11 protein-coding genes and 1 tRNA gene are annotated in these 17,376 nt (G+C 41.4%); 8 read left to right on the top strand and 4 right to left on the bottom strand.

The annotated features are described in order from the left end of the window. Positions 1-54 precede the first annotated feature (54 nt). The gene (gene ppsA / locus L2747_RS02280) at positions 55-2,424 is read right to left on the bottom strand and encodes a phosphoenolpyruvate synthase (RefSeq protein ID WP_248997482.1); all 2,370 of its coding nucleotides are present in this window, start codon (positions 2,422-2,424) and stop codon (positions 55-57) included. A gap of 126 nt (positions 2,425-2,550) precedes the next feature. Between ppsA and ppsR the strand changes: the two genes are divergently transcribed. From ppsR to L2747_RS02305, 5 genes are all read left to right on the top strand, one after another. Beyond that, complete coding sequence (ppsR, locus tag L2747_RS02285) at positions 2,551-3,363, top strand: posphoenolpyruvate synthetase regulatory kinase/phosphorylase PpsR (protein ID WP_248997483.1); 813 nt, start codon at positions 2,551-2,553, stop codon at positions 3,361-3,363. 190 nt (positions 3,364-3,553) lie between these two features. Then, positions 3,554-4,621 (top strand): 3-deoxy-7-phosphoheptulonate synthase, encoded by a 1,068-nt coding sequence (locus L2747_RS02290; protein WP_248997484.1) that lies wholly within the window; start codon positions 3,554-3,556, stop codon positions 4,619-4,621. A 172-nt stretch (positions 4,622-4,793) separates the two neighbouring features. Continuing rightward, positions 4,794-5,222 carry an acyl-CoA thioesterase gene (locus tag L2747_RS02295; RefSeq protein ID WP_248997485.1) on the top strand — a complete coding sequence of 143 codons (429 nt, stop codon included), beginning with the start codon at positions 4,794-4,796 and terminating at the stop codon, positions 5,220-5,222. Between the two features lie 298 nt (positions 5,223-5,520). After that, positions 5,521-6,180 carry a response regulator transcription factor gene (locus tag L2747_RS02300; protein WP_248997504.1) on the top strand — a complete coding sequence of 220 codons (660 nt, stop codon included), beginning with the start codon at positions 5,521-5,523 and terminating at the stop codon, positions 6,178-6,180. A 374-nt stretch (positions 6,181-6,554) separates the two neighbouring features. Continuing rightward, entirely contained in the window at positions 6,555-6,887 is a 333-nt protein-coding gene (locus L2747_RS02305; RefSeq protein ID WP_248997486.1) for a hypothetical protein, read from the top strand. Positions 6,888-7,022: 135 nt separating this feature from the next. On the opposite strand, the gene L2747_RS02310 is transcribed toward L2747_RS02305, so the two are convergent. Continuing rightward, a complete protein-coding gene (locus L2747_RS02310; RefSeq protein ID WP_248997487.1) occupies positions 7,023-10,451 on the bottom strand; it encodes a PAS domain-containing hybrid sensor histidine kinase/response regulator in 3,429 nt (1,142 codons plus the stop codon). Positions 10,452-10,626: 175 nt separating this feature from the next. Here L2747_RS02310 and acs point away from each other — a divergent pair, with 175 nt between their 5' ends. From acs to L2747_RS02325, 3 genes are all read left to right on the top strand, one after another. Continuing rightward, on the top strand, positions 10,627-12,579 hold the full coding sequence (acs, locus tag L2747_RS02315) for an acetate--CoA ligase (protein ID WP_248997488.1): 1,953 nt from the start codon (positions 10,627-10,629) through the stop codon (positions 12,577-12,579). Positions 12,580-12,755: 176 nt separating this feature from the next. Next, the gene (gene radD / locus L2747_RS02320) at positions 12,756-14,498 is read left to right on the top strand and encodes a DNA repair helicase RadD (protein ID WP_487250652.1); all 1,743 of its coding nucleotides are present in this window, start codon (positions 12,756-12,758) and stop codon (positions 14,496-14,498) included. A gap of 96 nt (positions 14,499-14,594) precedes the next feature. Then, entirely contained in the window at positions 14,595-14,861 is a 267-nt protein-coding gene (locus tag L2747_RS02325; protein WP_220780227.1) for a GrxA family glutaredoxin, read from the top strand. Positions 14,862-14,925: 64 nt separating this feature from the next. Here L2747_RS02325 and L2747_RS02330 read toward each other — a convergent pair whose 3' ends face one another. Further along, positions 14,926-16,086 (bottom strand): DcaP family trimeric outer membrane transporter, encoded by a 1,161-nt coding sequence (locus L2747_RS02330; protein WP_248997490.1) that lies wholly within the window; start codon positions 16,084-16,086, stop codon positions 14,926-14,928. 1,121 nt (positions 16,087-17,207) lie between these two features. Then, positions 17,208-17,283 (bottom strand) — tRNA-Lys (locus L2747_RS02335). Positions 17,284-17,376 lie beyond the last annotated feature (93 nt).

Below are 17,376 nucleotides of genomic sequence, written 5' to 3' on the forward strand. Positions count from 1 at the left end.
CGGCTTTTTTAATGAAATGTTAAATCACGCAGATTTTAACAATCACATATACTGTTATGCGTGCGCTTCAGCTAGGTATAACCAAGTGTCGATAACGGTATCAGGGTTTAGCGATACGGTATCAATACCTTGCTCTACTAACCATGCTGCAAAGTCTGGGTGATCTGATGGGCCTTGACCACAAATACCCACATAAGCACCTTTTGCTTTAGCCGCTTTAATAGCAAGAGACAATAGCGCTTTAACTGCTTCATTACGTTCATCGAACAGATGACTAATAATGCCTGAATCTCGGTCAAGACCTAAAGTCAGCTGAGTTAAATCGTTAGAACCGATAGAGAAACCATCAAAATACTCTAGGAACTGTTCTGCAAGTAACGCGTTTGAAGGTAACTCGCACATCATGATAACGCGCAAGCCATCTTTACCACGCTCAAGACCTTGCTCTTTTAGTAGCTCAATCACTTGCGCCGCTTCATCAAGAGTACGTACAAATGGGATCATGATTTCAACGTTCTTCAGACCCATATCATTACGAACACGCTTAATCGCTTCACACTCTAAAGCGAAACAGTCGCGGAATGATTCAGAGATATAACGGCTAGCGCCACGGAAGCCCAACATTGGGTTTTCTTCTTCAGGCTCATAACGGTCACCACCTACCAAGTTAGCGTATTCGTTTGACTTAAAGTCAGACATACGAACAATCACTTTCTTTGGATGGAATGCAGAACCGATAGTTGCAATACCTTCAACAAGGCGTGCCACGTAGTATTCTACAGGTGACTCGTAACCCGCGATCATCTCGTGGATCTCTTGTTGTAGTTCAGCAGTTTGATCGTTGAACTCAAGCAAAGCTTTAGGGTGAATACCAATCATGCGGTTAATGATGAATTCAAGACGCGCAAGACCCACACCTTCGTTAGGAAGACGAGCAAAATCAAATGCTCTATCTGGGTTACCCACGTTCATAGTGATCTTCATTGGCAGTTCAGGCATCGCGTCAACACGTGATGAAACAACTTCGAAATCTTGTAAACCACTGTAGATAAAACCGGTATCACCTTCAGCACAAGACACTGTAATTTCTTGACCGCTTTGGATACGTTCAGTTACATCGCCGCAACCCACTACCGCTGGGACACCTAGTTCACGCGCAATAATCGCAGCATGACAAGTACGGCCACCACGGTTAGTTACAATCGCGCTTGCACGCTTCATGATTGGCTCCCAATCTGGGTCAGTCATGTCAGTAACCAGTACATCACCTGGTTGGATTTGGTCCATATCGTCGATGGACTTAAGCACTTTAGCGACGCCTTTACCAATCTTATGACCAATTGCGCGGCCTTCACAAATTACATCACCTTGAGTTTTAAGGTGGTAACGTTCAATTAGCTGCACATCTTCACGAGAACGAACAGTTTCAGGACGAGCCTGTACGATATACAACTTACCGTCGTTACCGTCTTTAGCCCATTCGATGTCCATAGGACGACCGTAATGCTTCTCGATAGTCATGGCTTGCTTAGCAAGTTCTTGTACTTCTGCATCGTTAATTGAAAATTCACGGCGCTTATCTGCTGCGATATCTTCAATCTTAACTTGCTTACCATGAGATTCATCATCTGAATACACCATTTGGATAAGCTTGCTACCGATGTTGCGGCGTACTACCGCTTTATGTCCAGCAACCAAACTTGGCTTGTGCACATAAAATTCGTCAGGGTTAACAGCACCTTGAACAACCATTTCACCTAGGCCGAATGAAGAGGTAATAAATACCACATCATTGTTGCCAGATTCAGTATCCATAGTGAACATAACACCTGAAGCTGCTGTATCTGAACGCACCATGCGCTGAATACCGGCAGAAAGTGCGACGCCTTTATGGTCGTAACCTTGGTGAACACGGTATGAAATAGCGCGGTCATTAAACAAAGAAGCAAATACATGCTTAGTTGCTTCTAATACGGCTTCATAACCCTTAACGTTTAGGAATGTTTCTTGTTGACCAGCAAATGATGCGTCTGGCATGTCTTCTGCAGTTGCAGAAGAACGCACTGCAAACGAAGCATCACTTGTTTCTGAACTCAGCTTTTCGTAAGCCTCACGAACTGCTTGTTCAAATTCTGGGTGGAATGGGGTATCGATAACCCACTGTCTAATCTGTGCACCGGCTGTAGCGAGTGCATTCACGTCATCTACATCTAGGGTTTCTAGAATTTCGTATATCTTCTGGTTAAGTCCACTTTGTTCAAGAAATTCATTGAACGCAAAAGATGTTGTCGCAAATCCACCAGGCACTTGAACGCCTGCGTTTGATAGGTTGCTAATCATCTCACCAAGAGAAGCGTTTTTGCCGCCTACCTTGTTAACATCGCCCATGCCTAATTCTTGATACCAGAGTACGTATTGCTGCACAGTTTTTATCTCCGCAAGTATATTTTAGTGTGGCTCTTCACACGAGAGCAGAGGCATCTTACACTCCATGACAACAAGCGTAAATGTATAATTTTATTTGTAATTTTATTACTACAAGAGGTCAAAATGTTACGTAAAGTATTCTATATCTCAGATGGGACAGCGATCACAGCTGAGGTGTTTGGTCATGCGGTTCTTTCTCAGTTTCCGCTTGAGTTTGATGCACTTACGATTCCGTTTGTAGAAACGGAAGCAAAAGCAGAAGCTGTTAAAGCACAAATAAATGATTGTTTTATTACAACAGGTGAAAGGCCACTGGTTTTCCATTCCATCGTTAAACCGGAGATCCGAGATGTTATCTATAGCAGTGAAGGCTTAGATTATGACTTTTTGAATACTTTTGTGGCGCCATTAGAAAAACAATTAGGTATTGCTGCTACTCCAGCACTACATCGCACTCATGGTAAAACCAATGATAGTTACGAAGCACGCATTGATGCCATTAATTACGCAATGGAAAATGATGACGGTCAAACCATGAAACACATGGATAAAGCAGACCTGATTTTATTAGGCGTATCTCGCTGTGGTAAAACCCCATCGAGTCTGTACCTCTCAATGCAGTTTGGTATAAAGGCAGCGAATTATCCGTTTACTGAAGACGACATGGATAACCTTAAGCTACCTGATGCGTTAAAACGCAATAAAGGCAAACTGTTTGGGTTGACTATTGATCCTGAAAGGTTACATGAAATACGCCAAAGCCGTATGTCAAATAGCCGATACTCTTCTTTGCGTCAATGTCGCTTAGAAGTCAAAGAAGTTGAAATGATGTATAAGCGTGAGCGTATTCCCTTTGTAAATACCACCAATCACTCGGTAGAAGAGATTGCAACTAAGATTATTGAGGCTACAGGGCTAGAACGCCATATGTTCTAACCTTTATCTAATCTATTTACTCGGAAATTAAAGGCTTTTTAACGTAAAAGCCTTTAATTTATATCAAATAAATATTGATATGATGCAATTTAGGCCCATTTTTAAGGCAATTGCCACTGTGCATAGCCAAACTATTAGTTATAATCCGAGGTAATCAGGCGAAAGCCCATACGAACGCTCGGTATTGTTAATGACCATTAAAACAGACGAACTCCGCACCTCCCTTTTATGTAAGGTGATCTCACCTGCACAACTCGCTGCAGAATACCCTTTAACACAAGATGCAGCAGACTATCTAGTCCAGCAACGCCGTGAAGTTGAAGCCATTATTAGTGGTGAAGACCAACGCCTTTTAGTCATTATTGGCCCTTGCTCAATTCATGACACTGAAGCGGCTCTTGATTATGCTAAACGCTTAGCAGAACTACACCAGCAATATAAAGATGACTTATGTATCTTGATGCGTGTCTATTTTGAAAAGCCACGCACAACTGTCGGCTGGAAAGGGCTTATCTCAGATCCTGATCTTGATGGCAGCTTTAGTCCTAATAAAGGCTTACGTAAAGCACGTCATCTATTACAGCAAATCACTGAACTAAAACTGCCGATTGCCACTGAGTTTTTAGATATGGTTAACGGCCAGTATATTGCAGACTTGATCACTTGGGGCGCAATTGGTGCTCGTACCACTGAAAGTCAAATTCACCGCGAAATGGCATCTGCGCTGTCATGCCCAGTTGGATTTAAAAATGGTACCAATGGCAGTATCGATATTGCCGTAGACGCCGTTCGTGCAGCACAAGCACCGCATATTTTCTATTCGCCAGATAAAGATGGCGCGATGGCAGTTTACCGTACTCACGGTAACCCATTTGGTCATATTATTTTACGTGGTGGTAAAGAGCCAAACTACCATGCTGAAGATATTGCAGCAGCAGCAGCACAACTTGACAGTGTTGGGGTAACCCAACGTATGGTTGTTGATTTTAGCCATGGTAATAGCCGCAAGATGCATAAAGAGCAACTAAATGTCGCAGAATCTATTATGCAACAGATGGCTCAAGGCTCAACCGCTATTGCCGGCATTATGGCTGAAAGCTTCATTGAAGAAGGCAATCAAAAAGTTGTTGCAGGCGAAGAGCTTATTTACGGCAAGAGTATTACCGATGCTTGTATTCATTGGGAAGATTCGGTCGTATTACTGAAAGAGCTAGCTAAAGCATCACGAGCACGTATGGAATTGTTAGTACAAAATTAAGCTTTAACCAGTACTCAATAAAAGCGCATCAACTTACGGGTGGTGCGTTTTTTTATGCTTTAACATTATAACGATTTAGCTCCACAGCCTAAACTCAAGAATGGCAACCTGTTATAAAATTACAAAAACGGCTATAATCTCGCCTCTTCAAAGCATAACCATAGGTTGCCGTATGCCACTAACTCAAACTCCCCAGCAATTTCCTGACGATGTAGCCCATAGAGTTGAACAATCTGAAGCTCGTGTAATTAAAGCTGTGTTCCCGTCAATTACTAACCACCACAACACCCTTTTTGGCGGTGAAGCCTTAGCTTGGATGGATGAAACCGCTTTTATTGCTGCAACGCGTTTTTGCCGTAAAACATTGGTAACGGTAAGTTCAGATAGAATCGACTTTAATAAACCTATTCCAGCGGGTTCTTTAGCCGAAATTATTGCCAGAGTTATTCATGTAGGTAATACTTCAATCAAAGTTGAAGTGAATATTTTCGTCGAAGATATGTACCAAGATCTTCGAGACCATGCTATTCGTGGCGTGTTTACATTTGTAGCTGTTGATGAGCAAAGAAAGCCGACTGTAGTTTGGCCGCCTCATCGTTAATTTGCCTTTCTCGATAAACTGTTCTCCTTTTCATAATGAGTACCAACTATCGTCTACATCAAGCTATCAACCAAGGGGTAACTCTATACTCCTTGGTGATCTCTCTTTCCTCTTACTTAGGCAATCAACCTCAAAAATTTCACTAAATCAATTACAATCAGCAATATCGACTAAAGTCTAACTTCGGTAATTATTTTAACAAATAATAACTTTTCCGGCTTAAAGCCATAGAACCCGTAGTCATTTTTCTGCTACATTGAACTATCTTCACGTGCAACCAAAACAACCCTATAAAGCCATGAAGCCTGAAAATTTAAATATAATAATTGCAGATGACCACCCGTTATTTCGGAACGCGCTTAGACAAGCACTCTCGTCTGAGTTTACTAATACTCAATGGTTTGAAGCTGATAGCGCTGATGCGCTACAAGCCTTAATCGAAAATAATGACATTGAATACGATGCAGTGTTGTTAGACCTTCAAATGCCTGGCTCTCATGGTTATTCAACTTTGATCCATTTAAGAACACATTTTCAAGATTTACCCGTGGTGGTGATCTCTGCCCACGAAGACAGTCTAACCATAAGCCGCGCCATTCATTATGGTAGTTCAGGCTTTATTCCAAAATCATCTTCAATGGAAACTTTAGCTGAAGCGCTAGAAGCAGTCTTAATGGGTGATGTTTGGTTGCCTCAAGGTGTTGAGCTACAAGAGATCAATGAAGATGAGACAAACCAGATGGCAAGTAAACTGGCAGATCTCACCCCTCAGCAATACAAAGTACTGCAAATGTTTGCCGAAGGTCTGTTAAACAAGCAAATTGCTTATGATCTCGGTGTATCAGAAGCAACGATTAAAGCCCATGCTACTGCAATATTTAGAAAGCTTGGTGTGAGAAACCGCACTCAAGCAGTGATAGCCTTACAACAACTTGAAATGGATAAAGTAGATATTTAATTCACTTTGTTTAGCCCATACTGAAAACCGCAACTAAGCATAGCTTGCGGTTTTTTATGCTGACCTTTGGACGTTGCTTTATCAAAGTAAAAGCTCATCTTGTTAAAGTAGCTCTCTATTACATCTGTAATATCGATTCTCAATACCACCACCGCTTACGACATTCCATTTGCCTACACAGATGCAAGCTATTCCGGCGAGTATTGTGTTTACTTCATTCTAAGCAATAACTTGTCGAGATAAAATTCAGCGACTATCTTCAATAGTAGGTTCTATATTTCAACTCAGCCAATCGTGCATTGTCTCGTGCTGCACCACAGTATTTTCCGTGGATAAGATAAGCAAAACTGACTACTTACAACCAAGGAAGTGACATGAAAAAACTCGGTTTGATTATGATTGTTTTAACCCTCAGTGCCTGCGCCTCGGCACCTGCAACCTGGAAAGGTATGTCTGAAAGAGATATTGCCGCCTGGAAAGAGATTGGATTCAATGCTGAGCAAGCTCAAGCGTGGAATGGTGCAGGTTTTGATGCAAAACAATCAAGCTCTTGGTCCAAAGCTGGATTTAATTTAGAAAATGCCCAAAGTTGGAAAAATCAATCTTTCAATCCTGAAGAGGCTCAGAGCTGGAAAACAGGAGGTTTTGACTTAGAAACGGCTGTTGAATCCAGAGACAAAGGCCTAACCCCTGTAAAAATAGAATAATCATGACTAGCTTTATTAAAACCTTTAAGACTAAATAACAAACAAAAAAGGTACGCCAATGGCGTACCTTTTCTTTTTATCTGAACTAAACGACTTTAATGCGAGTACAGACTTCACTAGCACAAAATTGGTAAGTTAAGATTTTTTCACCAAACTCGATATAAGTGCTCTTAATGCAGCAGGCTTTACCATTTTCGCCATATAGTGATATCCCCTTTTATGCATATCATCAATTAAGTCTTTTCGCGTGTTAGCGGTAATAAGGATCCCTGGTAGTTGTTCACCATATAAGCTACGGATCCCATCCATTGCATCAACGCCATTTTGACCATCGTCTAAATGATAATCTGCGAGAACAATATCTGGAGCGACGCCTTTAAGCCCAAGTTTAATGCGTGCATCGGCTAAATCCTTTGCACAAACCACTTCACATTGCCAACGACTCAGCAAACTTTCTAAGCCCGCTAGAATCGCTTCCTCGTTATCAATACAAAGTACTTTCACACCTGCTAATGGTTGCAGTAATGAGGGAGCTTTCTTCACTTTAGGCGTGCTGACTTTAACCCCAATAGGAACTCTGATTGAGAACACTGAGCCTTTGCCCAGCTCAGAGCTCACACTTATCTCATGTGAGAGCACTCGGCTTATACGATCTGCAATTGCCAACCCTAGCCCTAATCCATTAACACTCTTACTTTCTGGGTTATCTAAACGCTTAAACTCTTTAAAAATTTCTGAAGTTTCACTTTCATCAATACCACAACCAGTGTCTATCACTTGAATTTCAAGTTCAGCGCCTCTGCGCCGACATCCCAGCAGCACTCGATTACCTTTAGCGTAGCGATAGGCATTAGTTAAGAAGTTTTGAAGGACTCGGCGCAATAAGCTAGGATCTGAGTTGATGGTGGCTGAACTTGAAATGCAACTAAATTTGATTGAGCAATCTTTAGACATTGCATCAAACTCTACAGCTAGGCCATCGATTAAATCCGCAATAGAAAAATCGCGTCGATTAACATCAACCATGCCCGAATCAAGCTTTGAAATATCAAGCAAGTCCGTTAACAGCTCACCAGCAATTTTAAGGGAGCTATTAACATGGTTAAGTGTCGTTTTCCCCTCTTGGTCAAGATTTGGATATTGCGACAACGATGCTGTAAATAGTCTCGCGGCATTCAGAGGCTGCATAAGATCATGGCCGACTGCCGCCAGGAAACGACTTTTAGATGCATTCGCCATCTCTTCTTGCGCTTTTGCCTCTAACAACTGACTATTAAGCAAAGATAACTCATATGTACGTTCTTGCACTCTCGCTTCAAGTGTTTCATTCGCTTCTTGCAGTGCTTTTGCTTGCAAACGGTATTGAGTGATATCAGTAAAGGTCATTACAAAGCCACCATCAGGCATTGGATTTCCTTGAATTTTAATTACCTTACCATCTCGACGTTGCCGTTCTGATACATGGGGGGTGCCGTTACGCATATGCTGAACACGCTTTTCTACTTGCGAATCGATGTCACCTTCACCGCAATAGCCCCTCTCTGCATTAAAACGCACCACATCGCTAATGGGCATTCCAGCTTGCAAAAACTGATCAGGGTAATCATAAAGCTCTGCATACCTGTAGTTCCAAGCGACTAAATTCAAGTCGTTATCAACAACGCTCATACCTTCATAAGCATGTTCAATTGCACCACGTAACATATCTTGGCTTAGAATAATTTTTGATGATGCCTCATCAACCAAACTAAACACCTCATCCAGCGCTAAATCTCGCCCTTGAAGAACTGAGTCCAATACTAATGAAGCACTCGATGCACCTAACACACCAGCTAACATATGTTCGGTATGAGCGATAAGCTCCGGTGGTGCAGCTTTATGCCAGCTATCACTTTTAACCGCATCTTCTGAAAAGGCTGAAAAACTTTCATAAGCACGTGTAGGGCTCACAAACCGACTCGCCAATATCAACAAATCTTGCTGAGAAACTGGTGCAGTTTTACGGTTGGTATCTTTTTTCAACGCACCAGGTGTAACAAAAGCACTGGCCTGCATTCTCTCCACGACACCCGCTCGAAACCACACTGAACCCAGCATATAACAGGCGCAGTTTGCCAATAAGGCAATAAGAATGTCGCGAACATTAGGCGTAATAGAATCTAATAGGCCAAATTCAGTGGTTACAATAGCTGGGGAGTTAACTGCCCCCTGTAGCAGGATATAACACCAGCTACCAAAGCCAACAGACAGCCCAAGAAATACTCCACTGCGGTTACCATGCTTCCAATACATACCACCAATTAACGCTGGTGCAAGTTGGGCAAATGCGCCAAAAGATAACATGCCTAAAGATGACAGCGAGTCATTATCCATAAAGGATAGATAACTGAAATATCCTAAACCGAGTATTAATATGATTGCTAAGCGCCGCGCATTTAATAAAAGTTGTGAAAACTGACTGAAATTACGCGCTTTTATTTGCCCAGTTCGCAGCATTAATGGCACTAACCACTCATTACTCACCATTACGCTAATAGTAACAACAGCAACAATGACCATACCGGTAGCAGCAGACAAGGTACCTAACAGTGCAACAACGGCTAGCCAAGGCTGATCTAATGCCAAAGGCAAATTAATCACATAAGTATCAGCTGCCACTGCATCACCTAGTAACAATTTGCCAGCTAGAGCAAGCGGCGCAACAAACATACCGAAAAGTAATAAATACAGAGGAAATAACCAACGCGCTTTTAAGATGGTGTTTTCATTTTCACATTCCACCATCATCACGTGGAACTGCCTCGGCATACACAAAAAGGCCGCCATACCAACAAGTAATTCCGGCATTAAAGATTCAATACGCAGATTAGGATTGTTTATTAAATCCCCTTCTGACGCTTGTTGCCAAATATCACCAAAGCCATCAAATACGCCAAAGCTAATAACAATACCTACGAGTAAAAAAGCACCTAACTTAACCAAAGATTCGAATGCAATGGCTAACATCATCCCAGGGTTGTGCTCAGTAGCATCGAGCTTACGCGTGCCAAATAATATTGCGAAAACCGCTAATATGGCGGTAATGATGAGTGAGACTTTAGCGCCATCAAATAAAGCACCGTCCGGTTGAAATAAATTAAGGCTAAACACCATAGCTTTTAGCTGTAATGCGATATACGGCATGATGCCAAATAGAGCAATAAGGGTAACGATGGCTGCGAGTAGTTGTGATTTGCCGTAGCGTGCAGCAATAAAGTCCGCCACTGAGGTGATATTTTGTGCTTTGGAAACAATGACCATTTTACGTAATAGGCCAAAACCAAACGTAAATATCACTATCGGACCAATGAAAATCGGTAAAAAGGACCAAAGATCTTGTGCTGACTGACCAACGGTACCGAGAAAGCTCCATGATGAACAATACACAGCCAAACTTAAACCGTAAATCCAAGTCTGCATGCGCTTAGTTATGCCACTAAACCAACGCTCAGCACCCCAGGCGATAAGGAATAAAAGCAATACATAAACGATGGCTATGGTGCCAACCAAAACAGTTAAATTCATAGGGTTCTCTTTTTTTTAAACTATTTTGCGGTAAAAATGTTATGAAATCCAGCCGAATTGAAATTACAACCAACTAAAAAATAAGGGAAATATATTACTAGACCAAGGTCTAATAGAGAAAGTCCCCTATCCCAATTCATACTCAGCTTACGCATTATTAGATAAGGGAAGCCCAATGAGCATGCAGTCTCTCTACAAAGTTCCAAGTGAAATCGCAGAAAACGCACTTGTAAACGACGAACAATATAAAAAAATGTATCAGGAGTCGATTGTCAATCCTGAAGGTTTCTGGAGAGAACACGGCAACCGTATCGACTGGATTAAACCTTTTACTAAGGTAAAGAAAACCTCTTTCGATGACCACAATCTATTCATTAAGTGGTTTTATGACGGCACGCTCAACGCTTCAGCTAACTGTTTAGACAGACACTTAGAAAACAATGCCGACAAACTGGCAATTATCTGGGAAGGCGACGACGCTAAAGATCAACGCACATTGACTTATGGTCAGCTTCATACCGAAGTGTGTAAATTTGCTAACGCACTACGCAGCCAAGGTGTACGTCGCGGAGAAGTCGTAACAATCTATATGCCTATGGTGCCAGAAGCAGCTGTAGCCATGCTAGCTTGTGCTCGTATTGGTGCGATTCACTCAGTTGTATTTGGTGGCTTTTCACCGGATTCAATTGCATCGCGTGTTATCGACGGAAACTCAAAAGTCGTGATTACCGCTGATGAAGGTGTCCGTGGCGGCCGCATTATTCCGTTAAAAGCCAATATTGATGAAGCACTTTCACATCCTGATGTCACTTGCGTTGAAAAAGTCATCGTGATGAAACGCACTGGCGGCGATATCAATTGGGTCGAAGGTCGTGATATCTGGTGGGAGTCACTAATGGAAACCGCCTCTGAGCACTGTATTGCAGAAGAGATGGGCGCAGAAGATCCATTATTTTTACTCTATACCTCAGGTTCAACTGGCAACCCTAAAGGTGTTTTACATACCACTGGTGGTTATATGGTTTATGCCGCCATGACTCACGAGTATGTATTTGACTACAAAGAAAACGAAGTTTACTGGTGTACAGCCGATGTAGGTTGGATTACTGGTCACTCATACATGGTTTACGGCCCGCTTGCTAACGGCGCAACGGTCCTTATCCATGAAGGCGTTCCTAATTACCCAAGCCCTGCACGCTTAGGTGAAATGATTGATCGTCATAACGTCAATATTCTTTATACCGCTCCAACACTTATCCGTGCATTAATGGCCGAAGGTAAAGAGCAGTTTGACGGCTTTGATGGTAGCTCACTTCGTATTATGGGATCTGTAGGCGAACCGATTAACCCTGAAGCATGGCGCTGGTATAACGATGTAATTGGTCATGAAAAGTGCCCGATCGTTGATACTTGGTGGCAAACAGAGACTGGTGGAATTTTGATTAGTCCGCTTCCAGGCGCAACTGATACCAAGCCTGGTTCAGCGACTCGCCCATTCTTTGGTGTTCAGCCTGCACTGGTTGATAACATGGGCAACATCGTTGAAGGCGCTAATGAAGGTAACTTGGTAATACTAGATTCTTGGCCGGGACAAATGCGTACCGTATTTGGCGACCATGATAGATTTGTACTCACCTATTTTAAAACCTTTAGAGGTATGTATTTTACTGGTGACGGTGCTAAACGTGATGAAGATGGTTATTACTGGATCACTGGCCGTGTTGATGACGTGATCAACGTATCAGGCCACCGTTTAGGTACAGCAGAAGTAGAAAGTGCTCTAGTTGCTCATGAGCAAGTTGCAGAAGCCGCTGTTGTTGGTTATCCCCATGATATTAAAGGACAAGGCATTTACGCATACGTTACGCTAACAAAAGGTACCGTAGAAACTGAAGAACTTCGTCAACAACTACGCCAATGGGTTAGAAAAGAGATTGGTGCGCTTGCCACTCCAGATCTTATTCAATGGGCAGGCGGCTTACCTAAGACACGTTCAGGCAAGATTATGCGTCGCTTCTTACGTAAAATTGCCGCGAACGAAGTCACAAACTTAGGTGACTCGTCAACACTGGCAGATCCAGCTGTGATTGACACCTTGATTGAGAGTCGCCTCAATCGCAGTGAATAAGTGATTTTCTATCAGACAAAGGTTGACCACCTAGCCCCTTCTAAAGGGGCTTTTTTTATACCTGTTGTTAATTCAGTTATTATCAGAAAAAGATTAATTAATATTTCGCTTATATCATATCAATAAGTATGGGATCATTTCGTTTATAAAATTGATTTATGTTAGGTTTGCTTGCCGTGCAACTGAGAGATTACCAACAACAATCGGTTGACGCTGCCGTTAGCCATTTCAAAAAAAGTACTGACTCCGCAGTGCTCGTATTGCCAACGGGTGCAGGAAAAAGCATTGTCATTGCTGAGCTTGCACGCATTGCCAAAGGCCGCGTCTTAGTATTAACTCATGTCAAAGAGCTCGTTGCTCAAAATGCAGAGAAAGTTGGCTTACTAACAGAAAAAGCCCAAATATATTCAGCGGGACTTAATCAAAAATCAACAGCAGGTAAAACAGTTGTTGCCAGTATTCAATCCGCGGTTAAACAACCAAGTCAATTCGATGAACCCTATAGCTTAGTGATCATTGATGAATGTCACCGTGTTAGCCCTGACAAAGACAGTCAATATCAACAACTCCTTAGCCATTTGCATTCAAAAAATAGCAACATTCGATTACTTGGCTTAACAGCAACTCCTTACCGCCTCGATTTAGGTTGGATCTATCGCCATCATTACCACGGAAAAATAGGCAATACTGAAAAGCCCGTGTTTGAAAATTGCATATTTGAACTACCGATGCGCCCGCTGATTAAACAAGGCTTTTTGAGCCAACCAAAGATGTTTGATGGCCTGAGTGCACAATATGATTTTAGTGAACTAACCGCCTCACCAACGGGTGAATACAATGAAAAAGAGGTTAACTCCATTCTTAATCATTGCGGCCGAGCAACTACTGCGATTGTTAAACAGCTCATCGCCTTTGGCGAACACCGCCAAGGGATCATTATTTTTGCAGCAACGGTTAAACACGCTGAAGAAATCGTCACAAAGCTTGCTGGCGAGCAAGTCGCGCTCATCACAGCAAAAACATCGCGAGAAGACAGAGATAGTCTTATTGATGCTTTTAAAGCTAAAAAAATTAAATTCTTAGTCAATGTTGCGGTACTTACTACAGGGTTTGATGCGCCTCACGTTGATCTTATCGCTATACTTCGCCCAACAGCCTCCGTGAGCCTTTTTCAGCAAATGGTTGGCCGCGGATTAAGAATTGATAAAAATAAGGCTGAGTGCCTTGTAATTGATTATGCAGCCAACGGTTATGATCTGTTTTATCCAGAGGTTGGCCAACCAAAGCCCAATAGCAAATGTAAGCCAGTACAAGTTCATTGTCCCGTGTGCGATTTTGCCAATATATTTTGGGGGCTCACTGATAATGATGGCGATATCATTGAGCATTTTGGTCGTCGCTGCCAAGCACTGATTGAAACTGACGGCAGCAAGCAACAGTGTGACTTCAGATTCCGCTCTAAAGCTTGCCCTAACTGCGGCGAAGAAAATGATATTGCCGCTAAAGTCTGTCAGCACTGTCAGGCAATTTTAGTTGATCCAGATAAGCGCCTTAAAGAAGTATTACAGCAGAAGCATCATCACCTTTTTAAATGCCAAAGTATGTTGCTTGAACCAGAAGCTGAGCGTTTAGTCGTGCGCTATATCGATACCGAAGGCAATGATTTTTGTCGTTACTTCAAAATGCAAACTCCAGCACAAATTCGCGCTGTTTTTGCGTTATTTATTTTCCCGCATAGTCGCACTCCAGGTATAAAACACAAAAAGTATAAAACCCCGCAACAGCTTGCGGATGATCATGTTTTATTTAGAAAACCTGATTTAATACTACTAAAAAAAGGCAAAAAGGGTTGGGAGTTAATGGAAACAATCTTCGATTATCAAGGTCGATATCAAACAGAAAAGTCACACTTTGAGTAAAAATCAATAATACGATTAGCGCGACTTCTAATATCGATTAGAACTATTGCAAAGGCTATGATATAAAGTGCTCAAGCTAAAATTGAGGAAGCTATTATGTTTGTTGTTATTTTCGGTCGACCAGGTTGCCCTTATTGTGTACGCGCGGTTCAAGTTGCAGAGCAACTAACTGAAAAACGTGATGATTTTAAATTCAAATACGTAGACATTCACGCTGAAGGGATCAGCAAAGCCGATTTAGAAAAAACAGTTGGTAAGCCAGTAGAAACCGTACCACAAATCTTCGTTGATAAAGACCATGTTGGTGGCTGCACTGAATTTGAACAATACGTTCGCGACAATAACTTAATGCCAGCGGCATAAAAATTATTGATTATAAAAAAGGAGGCTTAGGCCTCCTTTTTTATTGTATTTACTATCTACCTTACTAAAGTACGTACTTCATAGAGAAAATCACTCGGTTAAGCTCACCGTCAACACCATTTTCTTTAGTGTTTTTAGCGTACATATATTCAATACCTACTGTTAACGGTTTTACTGGTGAATATAGTAAATTGATATAACCAGAATAAGAGTCTTTATTGACATTATTCCCGCTCAAATCAACATTATTATCGGCTTTAAAGCCTGAACCAGTAATACTGGTTCTCCACTTATCGTTCCACCAATGACGGTAAGAAATATAGCCACCATAAGAACCTATGGTTTCAATATCACCATTAGCGTTTAGTACACCAGCGTTCACGTAGTTTAGTGCCATATAACGACCTAATCCTTCACCATAGGTTGCAGACATCTTAATATCATCTTGTCCTACAGGGATAACACCGGTAAAGCTCACACCGTAACCAAGCTCAGTCGCATCGATAGGGGTAGCCGTATCTTTGTTCATTTCAATATTTAGCTGCCTTGCAATACCTGCAAACGTGAAGGCCATGCCACTTTCAGTTTTCATGTTATAACGAGCGACAAAATCAGGCACCATACCGCTACCACTTGTAACTCGTGCACCAGAAGGATCTCTATAGGTATTCAATGTTGTTTCAGGGTTTTCTGCTGAGAACTGAAAACCACCATTGGTATAGCGAACCATAGTTTGTCGAACAAAGGGAGTACCATCAGCTGCACCAACAAAATCCAAATTTTCAGGCAGTGCTCCTGGGTTTTGGAACGTTGTCCACATTTGGCCTGCCGCCCAATTATCAAAACTGACAAATGCTTGTCGTATACGAGGTGAGTAGCTATTAGATACTCGCTCATTACCATCTGTATGAGTCATAAAATCTAGTTCAATAAAACCAGTTAGCTTATGCCCATCTAAATCAGTTGAAGTCTTAAAATTAAACCGTGATTCTCTTGCCTGGAAGTCGACAACTTGTTTCCCATTGCTAGCGTCACCATAAATAGTGCCCGGAACATAAAACTGTCTAGATAAACTGCCCGAACCTGGAGCTCCATTACTATAATCACTGAACATCACATCAGCTTTTACATATCCACCAAATTTAAATTCAGTGTCTGCTGCCACACCAAAACTCATTGCTGCAATTGTTGCAGCTCCTATTAACGTAAACCTTGCTTGTTTCATTCCCTTTCTCCCTGATATTTTTATTATCTACACAAAATATGACCGAGTTAACATCTGTACAACATTAGCAATAGGTCTATCAGACGAAGGTAGAACACCACTTACTAATTAATCATATTCGCATTTACCGACACAATATTAGTAAAGAATGAAGCAATGTGTTAATTAACTACGGTTTTTTCATTACCCTCAAACATATATATAAATTTTCATAGAATAATATTTAAAAAATTAAACACCATTGTTCTTGTCGCAAAACAAAACAATAAAACACATAGAATCAATGAGTTAAATAACAACAAGGAAAAACTAAAGCGTTAGTCAAAATTTTGTAATGCTAGTGTCATCTTAGATATGACCTGATTAATTCTCGAAAATATATTTCAAAATACCAGCGTGTATAGCTTGAGAGCAGTAAAAACTGCATAAAAATAGAATTGCTCACCTAAAACATCAACTAGATTTCGATAACCAATCAATTAATCAACATAAGATTAATACAGTAACAGTTAACATAATGAATGCCATTTATTCGAGTGCCTTTCCTACAAGGGTTTAATCAACGCCTGTATGCTGACGTTGCATCATAAAAGAATATGAACCGCTGTTTACTTTATAATGTTTCAGGTAAACGATAGTCAGTGAACACGAAAAGAGAACCAAGTTAGCGAAAGAAACTCGATGGCATACTCGTTGATTAGTTCGACTTAGATCTATTGGGTAATTAGACGCTAAAACGAATAAAGAACAGTTTTTGACAAAGTATGAATAGAAGAACAGAGAAAACATATGAAAGAGATTAAGAAACGCTCAATTCTTAAAAGTACGCGCCTCGATCAATATGCTAGATAGGGCAAAGCCAACTGCATGCTCAATAACAAATGCGGCTGTTCTGAGTAATGTATTTTCGCTAACGAATTTTTTTGACTTTATTCAAGAGAGATATAGCGATTGTTCTAGAAGTGGTGTGTCTTAGAGGGCTCGAACCTTTCAATCAATGTGCTAGATAGAGCAACGTCAACTGCATGCTCGATAACAAACGCAATTAGGCTAACTTATGTATTTCACTAACTGAGTGTTTTTGACTTTATACAGGGGAGATATAGCGATTGTTCTAGAAGTGGTGGGTCGTGAAGGATTCGAACCTTCGACCAATTGGTTAAAAGCCAACTGCTCTACCGACTGAGCTAACGACCCATCTAGTATTGCTTTCTACTTCTTTAGCCACTTGCAGAAAAGTGGTGGGTCGTGAAGGATTCGAACCTTCGACCAATTGGTTAAAAGCCAACT

The sequence above is a fragment of the Shewanella marinintestina genome, assembly GCF_023283845.1.
Lineage (GTDB): Bacteria > Pseudomonadota > Gammaproteobacteria > Enterobacterales > Shewanellaceae > Shewanella > Shewanella marinintestina.